The organism is Allobosea sp. GW821-FHT09G06 (assembly GCF_059416005.1).
Window position 1 is genome coordinate 63,763 of sequence record NZ_JBWKOI010000004.1, and the last position, 15,604, is coordinate 79,366.

The following is a 15,604-nucleotide window of genomic DNA, read 5'->3' on the forward strand; positions in this document are numbered from 1 at the left end:
GGAGATTTCGGTTCCCGCCATGCTCGACAAGTCCGCGCCGCCCCGTACGCTGAAGCTCAACGCCGCCGACAATGTCGTCGTCGCCGTCGATCCCGTCGATCTCGGTGTGACCGCGGCCGGCGTCGAGGCGCTGAAGCGCATCCCGCGCGGGCACAAGATGGCGATCGTGCCGATCGCAAAGGATCAACCGATCCGCAAGTTCGGCCAGATCATCGGCTTTGCCACGGCCGATATCGTGCCGGGCGACTGGGTGCACGAGCACAATACCGGCTTCCACGCCTTCGACCGCGATTACGCCTTCGCTGCGGAGGCCAAGCCCGAATTCGTGCTGCCGGTCGAACAGCAGGCGACGTTCGAGGGCTTCCGTCGCGCCAATGGCAAGGCCGGCACGCGCAACTATGTGGGCATCCTGACCTCGGTGAACTGCTCGGCCTCGGCCGCGCGCTTCATGGCCGAGGAGGTGAAGCGCTCCGGGCTGCTCGCCGATTACCCCAATGTCGACGGCGTGATCGCGCTGACCCACGGCACCGGCTGCGGCATCGACTACAATGGCGAGAGCTTCGAGGTGCTGAAGCGCACCACCTGGGGCTATGCCTGCAACCCCAACATGGCGGCGGTGCTGGTCGTCGGGCTCGGCTGCGAAGGCTTCCAGATCAGCCGCATGAAGGAAGCTTATGGGATCAGCGAGAGCGACGTCTTCCGCACGCTGACGATCCAGGAGACCGGCGGCACCAAGAAGGCGGTCGCCGCCGGCATTGATGCGCTGAAGGTGATGCTGCCGATCGCCAACCGTGCCGTGCGCGAGACGGTGCCGGCTTCCGAATTGATGCTGGCCCTGCAATGCGGTGGCTCGGACGGTTACTCCGGCATCACCGCCAATCCGGCGCTGGGTGCCGCCGTCGACATCCTCGTCGAGCATGGCGGCACGGCGATCCTCTCCGAGACGCCCGAGATCTACGGCGCCGAGCATCTGCTGACGCGTCGCGCCGCGACGCGCGAGGTCGGCGAGAAGCTCGTCGGCATCATCAAGTGGTGGGAGGATTACACCGAGCGCGCCCGGATGAGCATGAACAACAACCCCTCGCCGGGGAACAAGGCGGGCGGGCTCACCACCATCCTGGAGAAGTCGCTCGGCGCGGCGGCCAAGGGCGGTACCAAGACGCTCTCGGCGGTCTATCATTATGCCGAGCGGGTGAAGGAGAAGGGCTTCGTCTACATGGACACGCCCGGCTACGATCCGGTCGCGGCGACCGGGCAGGTGGCCGGCGGCTCGAACATCCTCGCCTTCACCACCGGGCGCGGCTCGGCCTATGGCTGCAAGCCGACGCCCTCGGTGAAGCTCGCGACCAACACGCCGATCTACGAGAAGATGATCGACGACATGGACATCAATTGCGGCGATGTGCTCGACGGCGTCTCGCTGGAGCAGAAGGGCCGCGAAATCTTCGACAAGCTGCTGAAGGTCGCCTCGGGCGAGCGCTCGAAGTCCGAAGAGCTCGGCTATGGCGATGCTGAATACGTGCCCTGGCAGATCGGCGCGACGATGTGAGAGGTAGGCAGGGCGATCTCAGCCCTGCAGCAGCCTGACGCGCGTGCCCCAGGGGTCGAGGCTTTCGAAGCCGCCCGCGATCGGCGTGGCCGTGAGCTTCGCTCCGGCGAGGCGTTCGGCCTGCGCGGTCATCAATTCCGGCTTCTGCGTCATCAGCGAGAACCAGGCGAGTCCGGTGCTGGCCTCGTCGCGCAGCCCGGCACCCGCGCTGTTCCAGGTGTTGAGCGCGAGATGGTGATGGTAGCCGCCTGAGGACAGGAAGCTCGCCGTGTCGCGCCGGCTGGTCGGGGCCAAGCCCAGCAGGTCCTTGTAGAATCTGTCGCCGGCATCGACATCGCCGACGCGCAGATGGATATGCCCGATGCGCAGCCCGTCCGGCGCCTTGGCATAGTCGCTGATGCCGGTATTCGCCAGCGACAGGATGCCGTCGACATCGAGCCGATGCGTGCCCATCACCACGCGGCCGTTGTCCCAGCGCCAGTTCTCGGCCGGGCGGTCGGCATAGACCTCGATGCCGTTGCCTTCGGGATCGTTGAGATAGACCGCTTCGCTGACGCTATGGTCGGCGAAGCCGGTCAGCGGAGTCTGGTTGCGCGCGACATGGAGCAGCCAGCGTGCCAGATCCCGCCGGCTCGGCATCAGGAAAGCGATGTGGAAGAGGCCTGCGGCCGTCGGCGGCTCAAGGGCAGCGCCCGGCTTCGGTTCCAGCGTCAGCAGGGCGCCCTCAGTGGTGCCGAGCGTGACGGAGGCGGTACCACGCGCCAGCACGACGAGGCCGATGACGTCGCGGTAGTAGCTGGTCATCCGCTCGACATCGCGCACCCTGAGCGCGGCCGCACCGATCCGGATCGGCGTCTTGCTGGCGAAGCCCGGTCCGGCGGACGGCGCGGCGACGGGGCCGCCCTCGGCGCGAGCGGCGAGGCTGGCGGCGCTTGCGAGCGAAGCGGTACCGGCAAGCTGGAGCAGGAAGCGGCGGGTCTGGGTGCTGTTCATCGGTCGAGGCATGAGGCTGGCGTGGCTGCTGCTGTCGTCATGAACGGGAGAGGGCGCCGGCGCATCTCACAAGCGCGTGGGCAGGTGCGCCGGGGGCGCTGGAATTTTCGTCGTGCCGATTGAACCGGACCATTGCGAGCCGCGACCAAGGATGGCTCCGGCGCTGGTTGCCAGCGATCTCGGGGGCACTTCTTCCATCGGTCCGGATCTCCATGAAGACCTTCTTCCTCGTCACCATCCCGCGCGTCCTGCTCGGGGTGATCTTCCTGATCAGCGCCGTCGACGGCTTCTGGTGGCTCGCCACGGGCGTGAACCTGATCCATCCGCCGACCAGCCCGCGCGGCGTCGTCTTCGAGACCGCCTTGCAGGATTCAGGCTTCATCTGGCCCTTCATCAAGGCGATCAACCTGACGGGCGCGCTCAGCCTGATCTCGAATGTCGTGCCGGCATTCGGCCTGGCGCTGATCGCGCCCGTGATGGCGGTGATCGTGCTGTTCCACGCGACGATCAATCCACAGGGCCTGCCGGTGGCTGTCATCCTGGTGGTGCTGGGCTCGATGCTGGTCTGGGCCTATCGCGACCGCTACGCGGAGCTGTTCCGGTAGGATTACCCGTCATTCTCGGGCGCAGCGAAGCTGCGACCCGGGAATCTCAGGCCGATGGAGGCTTCAGGAGCCTTCTCCTTCACGAGATGCCCGGGTCAGGCCCGGGCATGACGCGCTGGAGATCTCAGAACGAAAACCCCGTCAGCCGCTCGCGCAAGCCTTCGATCCTGTCGGCCGCGACATTGGCGATGGCGATGCGCAGGTGGTTCTCCTGGCCGGGGCCGAAATAGGGGCCGGGCAGGGCGAGCACGCCGCAATCCTCGACGAGGCGGCGCGCCACCTCAGCCGCTGGCACCCCCTCGAAGGGATGGGCGACATAAGCGAAATAGGCGCCGGCCGAGAGCACGCGCCAGCCGTTGAGCGGTGCCATCGCCTTGCGGAAGAGATCGGCACGGGCGTTGATCTCGGCGCGGTTGCGCTCGCGCCAGTCGCGGATGCCATCGATGCCCCAGGTCACCGCAGCCTGCCCGGCCCGGACCGGGCTGATCTGCACGCAGTCGAGCACCTTGCCGATCTGGGCGAGCGCCGGCTCGCCGGCCGTGATCGCGCCGAGGCGCCAGCCCGGAATCGCATAGGCTTTCGAGAAGCTGTAAAGGCCGATCACCGAATCCTGCCAGCTCGTTGTCGCGAAGACCTCGTGCGGCTTCGCAACCTCGGCGGGCAGGAAATCGCGATAGGTTTCGTCCAGCACGAGCCAGATGCCGCGCCTTGCACAGAGCGCGGCGAAGGCGGCGATGGTCTGCGGCGGATAGACCGCGCCGGTCGGGTTGTTGGGCGTGACGAGCACGATGGCGCGGGTGCGGTCGTCGATCAGCGCCTCGGCGGTCGCGGCATCCGGCACGAAGCCGGCCTCCGGCGCGCAAGGGAGCGGGCGGGCCTCGACGCCGAGCATGGTCAGCGTCATCTCGTGGTTGAAATACCAGGGCGTCGGCAGCAGCACGTTGTCGCCGGCCCGCGCCAGCGCCATCATCGTCACGACATAGGCCTGGTTGCAGCCCGAGGTGATCGCGACCTCGGCCGGCGCGAAGGCCGTGCCGTAGATGCGGGAGATTTCAGCGGCATAGGCCTCGCGCAAGGCCGCGTCGCCGGTGATGCCGCCATAGCGCGTGCTGCCGGGCTCGGCTGCGGCCGCGGCGAGCTTCTCGAGCAGGGCCGTCGGCGGCGGGGCGCCGGGAACCGCCTGCGAGAGATCGATCAGTGGGCCGCGGGCGCCGCCATAGGCGCGCGCCCAGCCCTGCGCCTCCGGGATCGGCGGCGTGCCGGTATCGATGAGATCGGGATTGAGTTGGGCTGTGGCGGTCGTCGGCATGGTCTTACTGGTTTGCGGCGCGCGGGCGTTGGCGTCAATCGCCTTGGAAGCGCAGCAAACCCGCGCCATATCTGGAGCACTTCCAATCCAGCGATCGGGCGAGCGCATGCAGGACGAGACCGAGGATGCCATCGCTGCGCTGCAGGAACTGCTCGACGAGGCGGACAGCATTGTCAGCTTCACCGGCGCCGGCATCTCGACGGAATCGGGCGTGCCGGATTTCCGCACGCCCGGGTCGCCCTGGATGGTCAACAAGCCGATTCCCTACGACGCCTTCGTCGAGAGCCGCGAGGTCCGCATCGAGGCCTGGCGCCGCAAGTTCACGATGGACGACCATTATCGCGGTGCGGAGCCGAATAGCGGCCATCGCGCGCTCGCCCGGCTGGTGGCGGAGGGGCGTTCGCCCGCCATCGTCACCCAGAATATCGACGGCCTGCATCAGGCCTCCGGGGTGCCCGAGGACAAGGTCATCGAACTCCATGGCAACGGCACCTACGCGACCTGCCTGACCTGCGGCTGGCGACATGAACTGGCGGCAATCCGGCCGGTCTTTGAGGCCACCGGCGAGCCGCCCGAATGCATGATCTGCGGCGGGCCGGTGAAATCCGCGACGATCTCCTTCGGGCAAGCCATGCCGCAGGAGGCGATGAAGCGGGCGCAGATGCTGGCGCTGGAATGCGACCTCTTCCTCGTCGTCGGCTCGTCGCTGGTGGTCTTTCCGGCGGCGACCCTGCCCGTGATCGCCAAGCGGCAGGGGGCGAAGCTCGTCATCCTCAATCGCGAGCCGACCGAGCTCGATCCGATCGCCGATCTCGTCATCCGTGCCGAGAGCGGGGCGGTGCTGGGCGCGCTGTCGGGTTAATCGCGCGAGGCGAGCGCGAGCCTAAGGGCAAGGCCACCGAACACCGCGCCCATCAGCCTTTGCGGCAGGCGCGCCAGAGCCGGCCGGCTGGCCAGCGCCTGGCCGATGCGGCTCGCCGCGAGGATGACGATGCCGTTCATCAGCAGGCCCATGATGTTCAGGATCGTCGCGAGGACGACGACCTGAAGCGCGATCGAGCCCAGTTCCGGCTTCAGGAACTGCGGCAGCAGCGCGAGCATGAACAGAGCCATCTTCGGGTTGAGCAGGTTGGTCCAGAGCCCCTGTAGAAAGATGCGCCGCAGCGGGACGGTGGCGACGCGGCCGGGCGCGAAGAGCGGCGCCTGCGAGCGCAGGGTCGTCCAGGCGAGATAGGCGAGGTAGGCCGCGCCGACCCAGCGCAGCACGTCATAGGCCGTGGGCACGAGGAGGAAGAGCTGGGACAGGCCGAAGGCCGCGGCGAAGGCCTGGAGGTAGCTGCCGATCGCGATGCCGGCATAGGTGAGGAGGCCGGCCATCCGCCCCTGGCTGAGGCTGCGCGAGGCGATCAGCAGCATGTCGGGGCCGGGCGTGGCCGTGAGGACCGCCGCCGCGGCGGTGAAGAGCGCGAGCGTGGACAGGTCGAGCATGGCGAATCCCGATGATGTGGCGTTCCGGCATCATGCCACGGCCCTGGCCTCGGCCGTTACGCGTCTGGCGATGAGCTGATCCCGCCCGGCCATCGGAGGCGTTGGATGATGTGGACGAATTTTTCGGGGCTGTATCCTGAATCGGCAGCAATGGTATCGTGACAACGCGAATCAAGCGTTGCGCGTGGGGGTGAGCGGCACATGTCCGACGAATTCGGTGAGAGCGGGCGGCCACCGATGGGTCCCATCCAGTCACTCAATCGTGTCATGCGGCTCGATGGGCCGGGCAGCCACGCGACGGAGGTACCGGTCGAGGTCACCGGCTACGTCAAGTGGTTCGATGTCTCCAAGGGCTATGGCTTCGTCGTGCCGGAGACCGGCGGCGCCGATGTCCTGCTCCATGTCACGATCCTGAAGCGCGACGGATTCAATACGATAGCGGAAGGGGCTCGCATCGTGCTCGAAGCCGTCGAGAAGGCGCGGGGCCGCCAGGCCGTGCGCGTGCTCTCGATCGACACCTCCGCCGGCCGCCATCCCTCCGAGATGCCGATGGCGCGCACCAATGTCGCGGTCTCGCCGACGAGCGGGCTCGAGCGCATGGTGGTGAAGTGGTTCAATCGCCTGCGCGGCTTCGGCTTCGTCTCGAAGGGCGAGGGTGCACCGGACATCTTCGTCCATATGGAGACGCTGCGCCGCTACGGTCTCGTCGAGCTCATTCCGGGACAGACGGTCCTGGTGCGCTACGGACCCGGACCGAAGGGCCTGATGGCTGCCGAAATCCATCTGGAACAGGGCGGCGGCGCCACCGTCGCGCACTGAGTTGCGCGGAGACCGGAGAGGCAACCGCCCCTTCGGTTTCGCTTTGCGTTCCATTTTGTTTGCGATCAGTCCCAGTATTCGCGACCGGCTTTACGGTTCATCAATCCGCGCGGTTTTCAGATGCTGGCTTCCTCGGAGGCCGCGTCATCGTTCTTCTGCTCAGTGATCACGACGAACGCCGTCAGGCGCTGCAGCGGATTCTCTCGATCTGGGGTCCGTGCGCGGTGCTGTCGTCTGGCGGTGGCGGGGATGCCCCGCGTGAAGGCGCCAGCCTTCTCGTCGTCGATGTCGACCTCTCCGAACGATCGAGCATCGAGGCGGCGCGTGCGGCGCTCGCGCCGCGCCTGCATGCCGGTGTGCATTGCATCTTCCTGCTCCGCGACATGTCGAGCCGCTGCCAGATTCAGGCCAATGCGCTCGGCGCGACGGAAATCCTGCCGGCCGATGTTCCCACTGCCGTGCTGCTCGACAAGGTCGGGCTGCTGCTGGCCCCACCCGGCCAGTCCGGTGCCGCGGCCGCGCTCGGGAAGCGTTTCGTAGCGGCCTCGGCGGCACTCTCCGATCTGATGGCGGCGGCTGAGGCCGGCGCCGGATTGCCGATGAAGGCGATCGAGGACAGCGTCACGGCCCTCAACCGTGCAGCCGATGGCGGCGACCTGAACGCCTGGCTCGACATGGTGTGGCGGCACGACGATGCCACCTACCAGCATTGTCTGCTCGTCTCAGGGCTGGCCGCGGCTTTCGCCCAGCGGCTCGGTTTCCGCGAAGCCGACAGGCGGCTGATCGCAGAGGCGGCCGTTCTGCATGATATCGGAAAGGCCCGGATTCCCCTCGATATCCTGCGCAAGCCCGCGGGCCTCTCGCCGGAGGAGCGCGAGGTCATGCGCGAGCATCCCGGGATCGGCCATGACATGCTGGTCGCGCAGGGGGGATTCGCGCCACTGGTCCTCGCCGCGGTGCTTTCGCATCACGAATATCTCGACGGCTCGGGTTACCCGCACGGCCTCGGTGCGGGTGAGATTCCTGATCCGGTGCGGATCATCACGATCTGCGACGTCTATGCCGCCCTGATCGAGCGGCGCAGCTACAAGCCGCCGATGCCGCCGGGCGATGCCTATGCGACGCTCGTCGCGATGGGCGGAAAGCTCGACCGCGATCTCGTCAGGGTCTTCGGCGAGGTCGTTCTCGATTCCGAGATCGCCCGTCTCGGCCAGTACGGCAAGCCCGTCCTGAAGCGCGCTGCCGGGAATGCCGCCTGAGCCTTAGACCGCGAAGGATGTCCCGCAGCCGCAGGAACTGGTCGCGTTCGGATTGGTGATGCGGAAGGACTGACCGATCAGGTCGTCGACGAAGTCGATCGTGCAGCCTTCGAGGAGGTCGAGCGAGGTTTCGTCGATCAGGACGGTCGCGCCGTCGCGCTCGATCACGAGATCGTCCGCCGTCTTTTCCCGATCGACATCGAAGATGTACTGGAAGCCGGAGCAGCCGCCGCCGGCCACGCTGACGCGCAGCATCGATCCCGGCGGCTCCTGCGCCATCACCGAGATGATCCGTTTGGCGGCATTCGCGGTGACTGCGATGCCGCGCGGGTTGACCGCAAGATCGGTCGACATATTCGGGGCTCCTTGGGCAGATGCTCCTTGCACCCTGGTTACCCGGGAAGGTAATGGCCCGGCAGCGCCTCTACAAGCACGGGCGCGCGACGGGGCAGCCATGCCGCATCCACAGAACCAGCCGCCCGGCTTTTCCTTCGCGCCCGGTACCGAGCCGGGGGAGCGCTGGCGCGCGCCCTATGCCTGCCGCTCGACGACGAGCCGCGGGCGCCTCGTGGCGGAGCCGGCCTCGGCGACGCGCGGCGAGTTCCAGCGCGACCGCGACCGCATCATCCATTCGACCGCCTTCCGCCGGCTGAAGCACAAGACGCAGGTCTTCGTCTCGCATGAGGGCGACCATTACCGCACGCGCCTGACCCATACGATCGAGGTGGCGCAGATCGCCCGAGCCTTGGCGCGTGCGCTCGGCCTCGACGAGGATCTGGCCGAGGCCTTGGCGCTGGCGCATGACCTTGGCCACACGCCCTTCGGCCATACCGGCGAGGATGCGCTGGAAGAGTGCATGGCCGGGTTCGGCGGCTTCGACCACAACGCCCAGACGCTCCGGATCGTGACGCGGCTGGAGCGGCGCTATGCCGATTTCGACGGGCTCAACCTGAGCTGGGAGACGCTGGAGGGGCTGGTCAAGCATAACGGCCCGCTGCTCGACCATCAGGGCAGGCCCACGGCGCGCTATGTCAAGAACGGCATCCCCATCGCGATCGTCGAGTATCAGGAGCGTCAGGACCTCTGGCTCGACAGCTATGCCTCGGCCGAAGCGCAGGCTGCTGCGCTGGCCGACGACATCGCCTACAACGCCCATGACATCGATGACGGCTTGCGCGCCGGTTTGTTCGGCCATGCCGAGCTCCAGGCGGTGCCGTTCCTTGCCGAACTGCTCGACGAGATCGAGCGGCGTCATCCGGGGCTGGAGCGGGCGCGTGCCACCAACGAACTGGTACGGCGGGTGATCACACGCTTCGTCGAGGACGTGATCGCGGAATCGCAGCGGCGCCTGATAGCGCTGATGCCCGATGATGCCGACGCGATCCGGCGGGCGGATGCTCCGGTCATCGCGTTCTCGCCGGCGATCGAGGCCGCCGATCGCGACATCAAGGGTTTTCTCTATCCGAACATGTATCGCCACCCGCGCATCGCGCCGATCCGGGCCGATGCGGCGCAGGTGGTGCGCGACCTGTTCCAGCGCTTCAGCGCCGATCCGGCGACGATGCCGGAGGAGTGGGCGGCGGGCTGCGATCCGCTCGACGAACACCGCCGCGCCCGCCGTATTGCCGACTATATCGCGGGGATGACGGACTGGTACGCGCTCGACGAGCACCGCCGCCTGTTTGACGCCACCCCCTCGCTGCGATAGGGCCGGGCGGCTTCCCATCCGCAATCGTGGCCGCAATGAACCTGTTCGAGATCTATTCCGCCCGTCTTCACGCTGCGCTCTCAGGCCTCGCCGAGCGAGGCGCGCTTCCGGCCGGCCTCAATCTCGCGCGTGTCGTGGTCGAGCCGACCAAGGATCCGGCCCATGGCGATCTCGCCACCAATGCCGCGATGGTTCTGGCCAAGGATGCCGGCACCAATCCGCGCGCGCTGGCGACGCTGCTGGTCGAGGAGCTGTCCAAGGACCCGGAGATCACCAAGGCCGAGATCGCCGGCCCCGGCTTCATCAACCTGAGGCTGCAGCCGGCGGTGTTCACCGCAGTGCTGAAGGCGGCGATCGAGGCGGGGCTGGATTACGGGCGCGGCACGCCGAAGCCCCAGCCCAGGGTCAATGTCGAGTATGTCTCGGCCAACCCGACCGGGCCGATGCATGTCGGCCATGGCCGCGGCGCCGTGTTCGGCGATGCGCTGGCGAGCCTGCTCGCCTTTGCCGGCCATGACGTCACCCGCGAATATTACATCAACGATGCCGGCGCGCAGGTCGATGTGCTCGCCCGTTCCGCCTTCCTGCGCTACCGCGAGGCGCTGGGCGAGGATATCGGCGCGATCCCCGAGGGGCTCTATCCCGGCGACTATCTGGTCTCGGTCGGCAAGACGCTGGCCGAACAGTATGGGCCGTCGCTGCGCGACAAGGCGGAATGGGACTGGCTGCCGCTCGTCCGGCAGGCGGCGATCGACGGCATGATGGCGATGATCCGCGACGATCTCGCCGCGCTCGGCGTCGTCCACGAGCTCTTCTTCTCGGAGCGCTCGCTGCAGGGGCGGGACGGCAATGCCAACGCGGTGCACCAGACCATCGAGGATCTGCGCGCGCGGGATCTCGTCTATGAGGGCCGCCTGCCGCCGCCGAAGGGCCAGAAGGACGAGGACTGGGAGGACCGCGAGCAGACGCTGTTCCGCGCCACCAAGTTCGGCGACGATGTCGACCGGCCGCTGCTGAAGTCCGACGGCAGCTACACTTATTTCGCCAACGACATCGCCTATCACCGCTCCAAGTTCATGCGCGGCTTCCCGGAGATGATCGACGTCTGGGGCGCCGACCATGGCGGCTATGTCAAGCGCATGCAGGCCGCTGTGAAGGCTGTGACGGGCGGGCAGGGCTCGCTCGACGTCAAGCTCTGCCAGCTCGTGCGCCTGCTGCGCAACGGCGAGCAGGTGCGCATGTCGAAGCGCTCCGGCGATTTCGTCACGCTGCGCGAGGTCATCGACGAAGTCGGCCGCGATGCGGTGCGCTTCATGATGATCTTCCGCAAGAACGATGCGACGCTGGATTTCGATCTCGGCAAGGTGGTCGAGCAGTCGAAGGACAACCCGGTCTTCTACGTCCAGTATGCGCATGCGCGCTGCGCCTCGATCTTCAGGCAGGCGCGCGAGGCGTTTCCCGATCTCGATCTGTCGATGCCGGCGCTGGCCGGGGCCGATCTCTCGATCCTGACCGACGAGGCGGAGGTCGGCATCGTCAAGATGCTCGCTTCCTATCCGCGAATCATCGAAGGCGCTGCCGCAGCTCACGAGCCGCATCGCGTGGCCTTCTTCGTGCATGAACTGGCGAGCGCCTTCCATTCTCTCTGGAACAAGGGCAAAGACTCGCCGCAATTACGGTTCGTTAATCAAACTGATCGAAAGTCGACCTTGGCGAGATTGGCGTTCGTGCACGCGGTGCGCAGCGTCCTTGCCTCCGGTCTGGCTGTCGCCGGAGTTGCGGCGCCGGAAGAGATGCGCTGACGGAAAAGCTTTTTCCGGCGGCGCGCACAAGGTCAGGTTGACCGCACAGAGTTCCCGGTTCTTCCATAGGAAGAGGCGGCTTGTGCTGGAATGGATCGTACCATGAGTGAGCCAGCTAGGAACCGTTTCGCGCTCGATCTCGAAGATCTCGAGCGCCAGCTGCGCGGAGCAGGGCAGACGCCCCGCCCGGGGCAGCAGGCCGACCCGCTTGCGGAACTGACCCGCATCGTCGGGCAGGACGATCCGCTCAAGGACATCTTCGCCGAGCGGCGCCCGGCGATGCGCCAGGAGCCCAGCTTCGAGGTCGTGCCGCAGCAGCCTGCTCCGGCCGTGCCCGAGGTGAGTCAGCCGCCGGCCGAGATGCGCGGCGCGCTCGACGAGTTCGAGGCGCTTTTGCGCCGCACCGAGCCGCGTCGGGCGGAGGCGCCTGCGCCTGCCCCGGTTCAACGCGATTTCGAGCCTGATTTCGATCTGCCCGAGCCGCTGCCCTATGCCCGCCCGGCTGCGATCCAGGGCGCGGCCCAGCCGCGCGATCTCGATGAGGCTCCGCTGCCGCATCACGCGCAGGCTGCCTATGCCGACGAGGCGCCGGCCTATGATTACGGCCACGCCCAGCAGGCTATGCCGGCTCCCGAATATGGCGAAGACGACATGCCGGACCTGGAGCCGCGCCGCTCGCGCAAGGGGCTCTGGGCCGCAGCTGCGGTCATCGCCGTCGGTCTCGTCGGCGTTGGCGCCGCCTTCACCCTGCGTGGTGGCTCGGCGACCAAGGACGGCCAGCCTCCGGTGATTGCGGCCGATTCCAGCCCGGTCAAGGTCGCGCCCGCCAATCCCGGCGGCGCCGAGATTCCGAACCAGAACAAGCAGATCTACGAGCGCAGCCCTGATGCCCCCCAGGCGCAGAGCAAGGTCGTGAACAACGAGGAGCAGCCGGTCGACGTCCAGCAGGCCGCGCGCTCGATGCCGCCGCGCGTGGTCACCGGTGCCGGCACGGCACTGGCCGCCGCTCCGAGCGCGCCCGAGCGCAGCATTGCGCCGCCGGAGCCGGGCCTGACCCCGATGCCGCCGGTGCCGGGTCTCGGCGAGCCGCGCAAGGTCCGTACCGTCTCGATCCGTCCGGACGGCACGCCGGCACAGAACCCGATCGCCGTCGATCAGCCGATCGCGACCGGCTCGGCGCCGAGCCGCTCGATCGGCGGGCAGGCGACGAATCCCGCGCTTGCGCAGCCTCGCGCTGCTCAGGCTCCCGCGGCCGCCCCCAAGGTCGAGGCTCGTGCCACCACGCCGCCGGCTGCGACCACGCCTGCCGCGCCGACCCGCCTCGCCAGCGCTGCGCCTGCTCCGGCTGCCGTGCCGCCGGCCCCGGCGACGGCCGCCGTGCGCGCTGGCACCGGCGATTTCGTGGTGCAGCTCGGCGCGCCCGGCAGCGAGACCGAGGCCCGCGCGACCTTCGCGGCGCTTCAGCGCAAGTATCCGCAGCAGCTCGGCGGCCAGGCGCCGATCGTCCGCAAGACCGAGCTTGCCGGTGGCAAGACCGTGTTCCGCCTCCGCGTCGGGCCTTACTCCCGCGAGGATGCGACCTCGATGTGCTCGGCGCTCCAGGCTGCCGGCGGACAGTGCTTCATCGCGAAGAACTGATCGCGATCGACCTGTGACGAGACATGACGGCGGCGCCCATCGGGCGCCGCCGTTCTCATTTGAATCAGACGCATGACAGGGTGTCTTGCCACGCTTGTTTCATGCGTTCGGCCATGCGAGTAGCCTCCCCAACAACGTGTGGCCTGCCGCGAAATGGCGGGCCGGCAGAACGCTGGAGGTAAACCCATGGATCGCCGCAAGTTCGTCAAGGTCGCCGGTGCCGGCGCCGCAGGCAGCGCCGTCATCGCCGCGCCCGCGATTGCGCAGTCGCAGCCCAAGATCAATTGGCGCCTGACCTCCAGCTATCCCAAGAGCCTCGACACGCTCTATGGCATCTCGACCCATGTCGCGAAGCGCGTGGCCGAGGCGACCGACAACAATTTCCAGATCCAGGTCTTCGCGCCGGGCGAGATCGTGCCGGCCCTGCAGGCACTCGACGCCGTGCAGAACGGCACCGTCGAGTGCAGCCATACGCTGGCGAGCTTCTATATCGGCAAGGACCCGGCCTTCGCCTTCGAGACCTCGCTGCCCTTCGGCTTCAACGCCCGCCAGCAGAATGCCTGGCTCTATCAGGGCGGCGGTCTCGAGCTCTGCCGCGCCTTCATGAAGGGCTACAACGTCCACACCATCCCGTCGGGCAATACCGGTGCGCAGATGGGCGGCTGGTTCCGCAAGGAGATCAAGTCGCTTGAAGACCTGAAGGGCCTGAAGTTCCGCATCGCCGGCCTTGGCGGGCGGATCATGGCGCGCCTCGGCGTCGTGCCGCAGACCATCGGCGGCGGTGACATCTACCCGGCGCTGGAGCGCGGCACGCTCGACGCGGTCGAGTTCTCCGGTCCGTATGACGATGAGAAGCTCGGCTTCGTGAAGGTCGCCAAGTACTATTACTATCCCGGTTTCTGGGAGGGGAATGCCAATGTCAGCTTCCTCGCCAACCAGGACAAGTGGAACGAGCTGCCGGCTTCCTACAAGGCGATCGTCGAGGCGGCCTGCGCCGAGGCCAACATGAATTGCCTGGCCAAGTACGACCACAACAACCCCGACGCGCTGATTCGCCTTGCCGGCACTGGCGCCGAGCTGCGCCCCTTCCCGCAAGAGGTGATGACGGCGGCGTTCAAGGAGGCTTTCGCGATGTATGGCGAGCTCGCCGCCAGCAATGCCAATTTCAAGACCTTCTACGATTCCTTCCTGCCGTACTGGAAGAAGGAGCAGCTCTGGTTCCGCATCGCCGAGCTGCCCTTCGATGCGTTCAACGCGCAGAACTACCAGCAGGTGAAGTGACAAGTTGTGCGGGCGCAGTCGGTTCATGACCGCGCCCGCACTGCTTTCTGTATTCCCGCGCCGGCATTGTCCGAAAACCGCATTTCCCTTTTCGGGCCGATGCCGTAACCCGGTGCCATGACATCGCGCGCCTTCATCGCCGGTTGCCTCGGCACGAGCCTCACCGCGGACGAGCGGGCCTTCTTCCGCGACGCAAGGCCCTGGGGCTTCATCGTCTTCAAGCGCAACACGCAGACGCCCGAGCAGGTCGCGGCGCTGACCGCCGAGATGCGCGAGACGGTCGGCTGGCACGCGCCGATCCTGATCGACCAGGAGGGCGGACGGGTCCAGCGCATGGGACCGCCGAACTGGCCGAAATACCAGTCGGCCCGCGCCTTCCTGGCGATCAACGACCCCATCCGCCAGCGCGAGATCGTCCGGCTCAATGCCCGCCTGATGGCGCATGACCTGAAGAGCGTCGGCATCGATGTCGATTGCCTGCCGGTGCTCGACGTGCCGGTCGCCGGCAGCCATGACGTGATCGGCGACCGCGCCTATGCGCATGACCCCGACCAAGTCGCGCGGCTCGGCCGGGCGGCGGCCGAGGGGCTGATTGCCGGCGGCGTGCTGCCGGTCGTCAAGCACATGCCCGGTCATGGCCGGGCACGCGCCGACAGCCATCATGACCTGCCGATCGTCGATGCCTCGCTGGACGAGCTTAGGGCGCATGATTTCCGGCCGTTCCGGCATCTCGCCGACATGCCCTTGGCGATGACCGCGCATCTCGTCTTCACCGCGCTCGATTCGAAGAACCCGGCGACCATCTCCCGCAAGATCGTGCGCGAGATCATGCGCGGCGAACTCGGCTTCGACGGGCTGATCATGACCGACGACATCTCGATGAAGGCGCTGTCGGGCTCGTTCGAGGCCAAGTCGCGGGCCGCGATCCGCGCCGGCGTCGACGTCATCCTGCATTGCCACGGCATCATGGACGAGATGATCGCCGTCGCCGGGGCCGTGCCGGAGATGACCGGCGCCCGCGCCCGCCGCGCTAACGCTGCGCTCGGCCGCATCCGGCATGAGCCGGAGCCGGTCGATCTTGAGGCCGCGCGCGCCGAGATCGCCGCCGCGCTTGCCTTGAGCGCCTGAACGGCCGAATCTGCGCCTTTGGGGA

General features: G+C 67.4%; 15 protein-coding genes. 10 read left to right on the top strand and 5 right to left on the bottom strand.

Annotation, left to right across the window (positions count from 1 at the left end; translation table 11 throughout):
* Positions 1 to 19 precede the first annotated feature (19 nt).
* Positions 20 to 1,549 carry a UxaA family hydrolase gene (locus AC07NY_RS19530; protein WP_494585189.1) on the top strand — a complete coding sequence of 510 codons (1,530 nt, stop codon included), beginning with the start codon at positions 20 to 22 and terminating at the stop codon, positions 1,547 to 1,549.
* 18 nt (positions 1,550 to 1,567) lie between these two features.
* On the opposite strand, the gene AC07NY_RS19535 is transcribed toward AC07NY_RS19530, so the two are convergent.
* Positions 1,568 to 2,542, bottom strand: a complete 975-nt coding sequence (locus AC07NY_RS19535; protein WP_494585190.1) for a VOC family protein — start codon at positions 2,540 to 2,542, stop codon at positions 1,568 to 1,570.
* Between the two features lie 212 nt (positions 2,543 to 2,754).
* On the opposite strand from AC07NY_RS19535, the gene AC07NY_RS19540 reads away from it, so the two are divergent.
* On the top strand, positions 2,755 to 3,147 hold the full coding sequence (locus tag AC07NY_RS19540) for a hypothetical protein (RefSeq protein WP_306223942.1): 393 nt from the start codon (positions 2,755 to 2,757) through the stop codon (positions 3,145 to 3,147).
* Positions 3,148 to 3,271: 124 nt separating this feature from the next.
* Here AC07NY_RS19540 and AC07NY_RS19545 read toward each other — a convergent pair whose 3' ends face one another.
* Positions 3,272 to 4,456: an aminotransferase gene (locus tag AC07NY_RS19545; protein ID WP_494585191.1), complete on the bottom strand. Its 1,185-nt coding sequence runs from the start codon at positions 4,454 to 4,456 to the stop codon at positions 3,272 to 3,274.
* A 106-nt stretch (positions 4,457 to 4,562) separates the two neighbouring features.
* On the opposite strand from AC07NY_RS19545, the gene AC07NY_RS19550 reads away from it, so the two are divergent.
* Positions 4,563 to 5,318: an SIR2 family NAD-dependent protein deacylase gene (locus AC07NY_RS19550; RefSeq protein ID WP_494585192.1), complete on the top strand. Its 756-nt coding sequence runs from the start codon at positions 4,563 to 4,565 to the stop codon at positions 5,316 to 5,318.
* On the opposite strand, the gene AC07NY_RS19555 is transcribed toward AC07NY_RS19550, so the two are convergent.
* Positions 5,315 to 5,944, bottom strand: coding sequence for a LysE family translocator (locus AC07NY_RS19555; RefSeq protein ID WP_494585193.1), 630 nt, complete (start codon positions 5,942 to 5,944; stop codon positions 5,315 to 5,317). The genes AC07NY_RS19550 and AC07NY_RS19555 overlap by 4 nt on opposite strands.
* 267 nt (positions 5,945 to 6,211) lie before the next feature.
* Between AC07NY_RS19555 and AC07NY_RS19560 the strand changes: the two genes are divergently transcribed.
* A complete protein-coding gene (locus AC07NY_RS19560) occupies positions 6,212 to 6,763 on the top strand; it encodes a cold-shock protein (RefSeq protein ID WP_492286621.1) in 552 nt (183 codons plus the stop codon).
* Positions 6,764 to 6,879: 116 nt separating this feature from the next.
* Here AC07NY_RS19560 and AC07NY_RS19565 read toward each other — a convergent pair whose 3' ends face one another.
* Positions 6,880 to 7,125, bottom strand: a complete 246-nt coding sequence (locus tag AC07NY_RS19565; RefSeq protein ID WP_492286543.1) for a hypothetical protein — start codon at positions 7,123 to 7,125, stop codon at positions 6,880 to 6,882.
* Positions 7,126 to 7,146: 21 nt separating this feature from the next.
* Between AC07NY_RS19565 and AC07NY_RS19570 the strand changes: the two genes are divergently transcribed.
* Positions 7,147 to 8,022 (top strand): HD-GYP domain-containing protein, encoded by an 876-nt coding sequence (locus tag AC07NY_RS19570; RefSeq protein WP_494585194.1) that lies wholly within the window; start codon positions 7,147 to 7,149, stop codon positions 8,020 to 8,022.
* A 3-nt stretch (positions 8,023 to 8,025) separates the two neighbouring features.
* On the opposite strand, the gene AC07NY_RS19575 is transcribed toward AC07NY_RS19570, so the two are convergent.
* A complete protein-coding gene (locus AC07NY_RS19575; RefSeq protein ID WP_492286541.1) occupies positions 8,026 to 8,376 on the bottom strand; it encodes a HesB/IscA family protein in 351 nt (116 codons plus the stop codon).
* Between the two features lie 100 nt (positions 8,377 to 8,476).
* On the opposite strand from AC07NY_RS19575, the gene AC07NY_RS19580 reads away from it, so the two are divergent.
* The 5 genes from AC07NY_RS19580 to nagZ all read left to right on the top strand — a co-directional run bounded on the left by AC07NY_RS19580 (position 8,477) and on the right by nagZ (position 15,579).
* A complete protein-coding gene (locus AC07NY_RS19580) occupies positions 8,477 to 9,730 on the top strand; it encodes a deoxyguanosinetriphosphate triphosphohydrolase (RefSeq protein WP_494585195.1) in 1,254 nt (417 codons plus the stop codon).
* A 35-nt stretch (positions 9,731 to 9,765) separates the two neighbouring features.
* Entirely contained in the window at positions 9,766 to 11,532 is a 1,767-nt protein-coding gene (gene argS, locus AC07NY_RS19585) for an arginine--tRNA ligase (protein WP_494585196.1), read from the top strand.
* 102 nt (positions 11,533 to 11,634) lie between these two features.
* Entirely contained in the window at positions 11,635 to 13,170 is a 1,536-nt protein-coding gene (locus tag AC07NY_RS19590; protein ID WP_494585197.1) for an SPOR domain-containing protein, read from the top strand.
* A 186-nt stretch (positions 13,171 to 13,356) separates the two neighbouring features.
* The gene (locus AC07NY_RS19595) at positions 13,357 to 14,451 is read left to right on the top strand and encodes a TRAP transporter substrate-binding protein (RefSeq protein ID WP_492286537.1); all 1,095 of its coding nucleotides are present in this window, start codon (positions 13,357 to 13,359) and stop codon (positions 14,449 to 14,451) included.
* Positions 14,452 to 14,568: 117 nt separating this feature from the next.
* Positions 14,569 to 15,579, top strand: a complete 1,011-nt coding sequence (gene nagZ, locus AC07NY_RS19600) for a beta-N-acetylhexosaminidase (RefSeq protein ID WP_494585198.1) — start codon at positions 14,569 to 14,571, stop codon at positions 15,577 to 15,579.
* The last annotated feature ends 25 nt before the right edge of the window (positions 15,580 to 15,604 follow it).

Coding starts and splice junctions, on each gene's coding strand:
- argS (WP_494585196.1), top strand. CDS start 9,766: ATGAACCTGTTCGAGATCTATTCCGCCCGTCTTCACGCTGCGCTCTCA.
- AC07NY_RS19560 (WP_492286621.1), top strand. CDS start 6,212: ATGCGGCTCGATGGGCCGGGCAGCCACGCGACGGAGGTACCGGTCGAG.
- AC07NY_RS19595 (WP_492286537.1), top strand. CDS start 13,357: ATGGATCGCCGCAAGTTCGTCAAGGTCGCCGGTGCCGGCGCCGCAGGC.
- nagZ (WP_494585198.1), top strand. CDS start 14,569: ATGACATCGCGCGCCTTCATCGCCGGTTGCCTCGGCACGAGCCTCACC.
- AC07NY_RS19575 (WP_492286541.1), bottom strand. CDS start 8,376: ATGTCGACCGATCTTGCGGTCAACCCGCGCGGCATCGCAGTCACCGCG.
- AC07NY_RS19535 (WP_494585190.1), bottom strand. CDS start 2,542: ATGAACAGCACCCAGACCCGCCGCTTCCTGCTCCAGCTTGCCGGTACC.
- AC07NY_RS19580 (WP_494585195.1), top strand. CDS start 8,477: ATGCCGCATCCACAGAACCAGCCGCCCGGCTTTTCCTTCGCGCCCGGT.
- AC07NY_RS19540 (WP_306223942.1), top strand. CDS start 2,755: ATGAAGACCTTCTTCCTCGTCACCATCCCGCGCGTCCTGCTCGGGGTG.
- AC07NY_RS19555 (WP_494585193.1), bottom strand. CDS start 5,944: ATGCTCGACCTGTCCACGCTCGCGCTCTTCACCGCCGCGGCGGCGGTC.
- AC07NY_RS19530 (WP_494585189.1), top strand. CDS start 20: ATGCTCGACAAGTCCGCGCCGCCCCGTACGCTGAAGCTCAACGCCGCC.
- AC07NY_RS19545 (WP_494585191.1), bottom strand. CDS start 4,456: ATGCCGACGACCGCCACAGCCCAACTCAATCCCGATCTCATCGATACC.
- AC07NY_RS19570 (WP_494585194.1), top strand. CDS start 7,147: ATGTCGAGCCGCTGCCAGATTCAGGCCAATGCGCTCGGCGCGACGGAA.
- AC07NY_RS19565 (WP_492286543.1), bottom strand. CDS start 7,125: ATGCACACCGGCATGCAGGCGCGGCGCGAGCGCCGCACGCGCCGCCTC.
- AC07NY_RS19550 (WP_494585192.1), top strand. CDS start 4,563: ATGCAGGACGAGACCGAGGATGCCATCGCTGCGCTGCAGGAACTGCTC.
- AC07NY_RS19590 (WP_494585197.1), top strand. CDS start 11,635: ATGAGTGAGCCAGCTAGGAACCGTTTCGCGCTCGATCTCGAAGATCTC.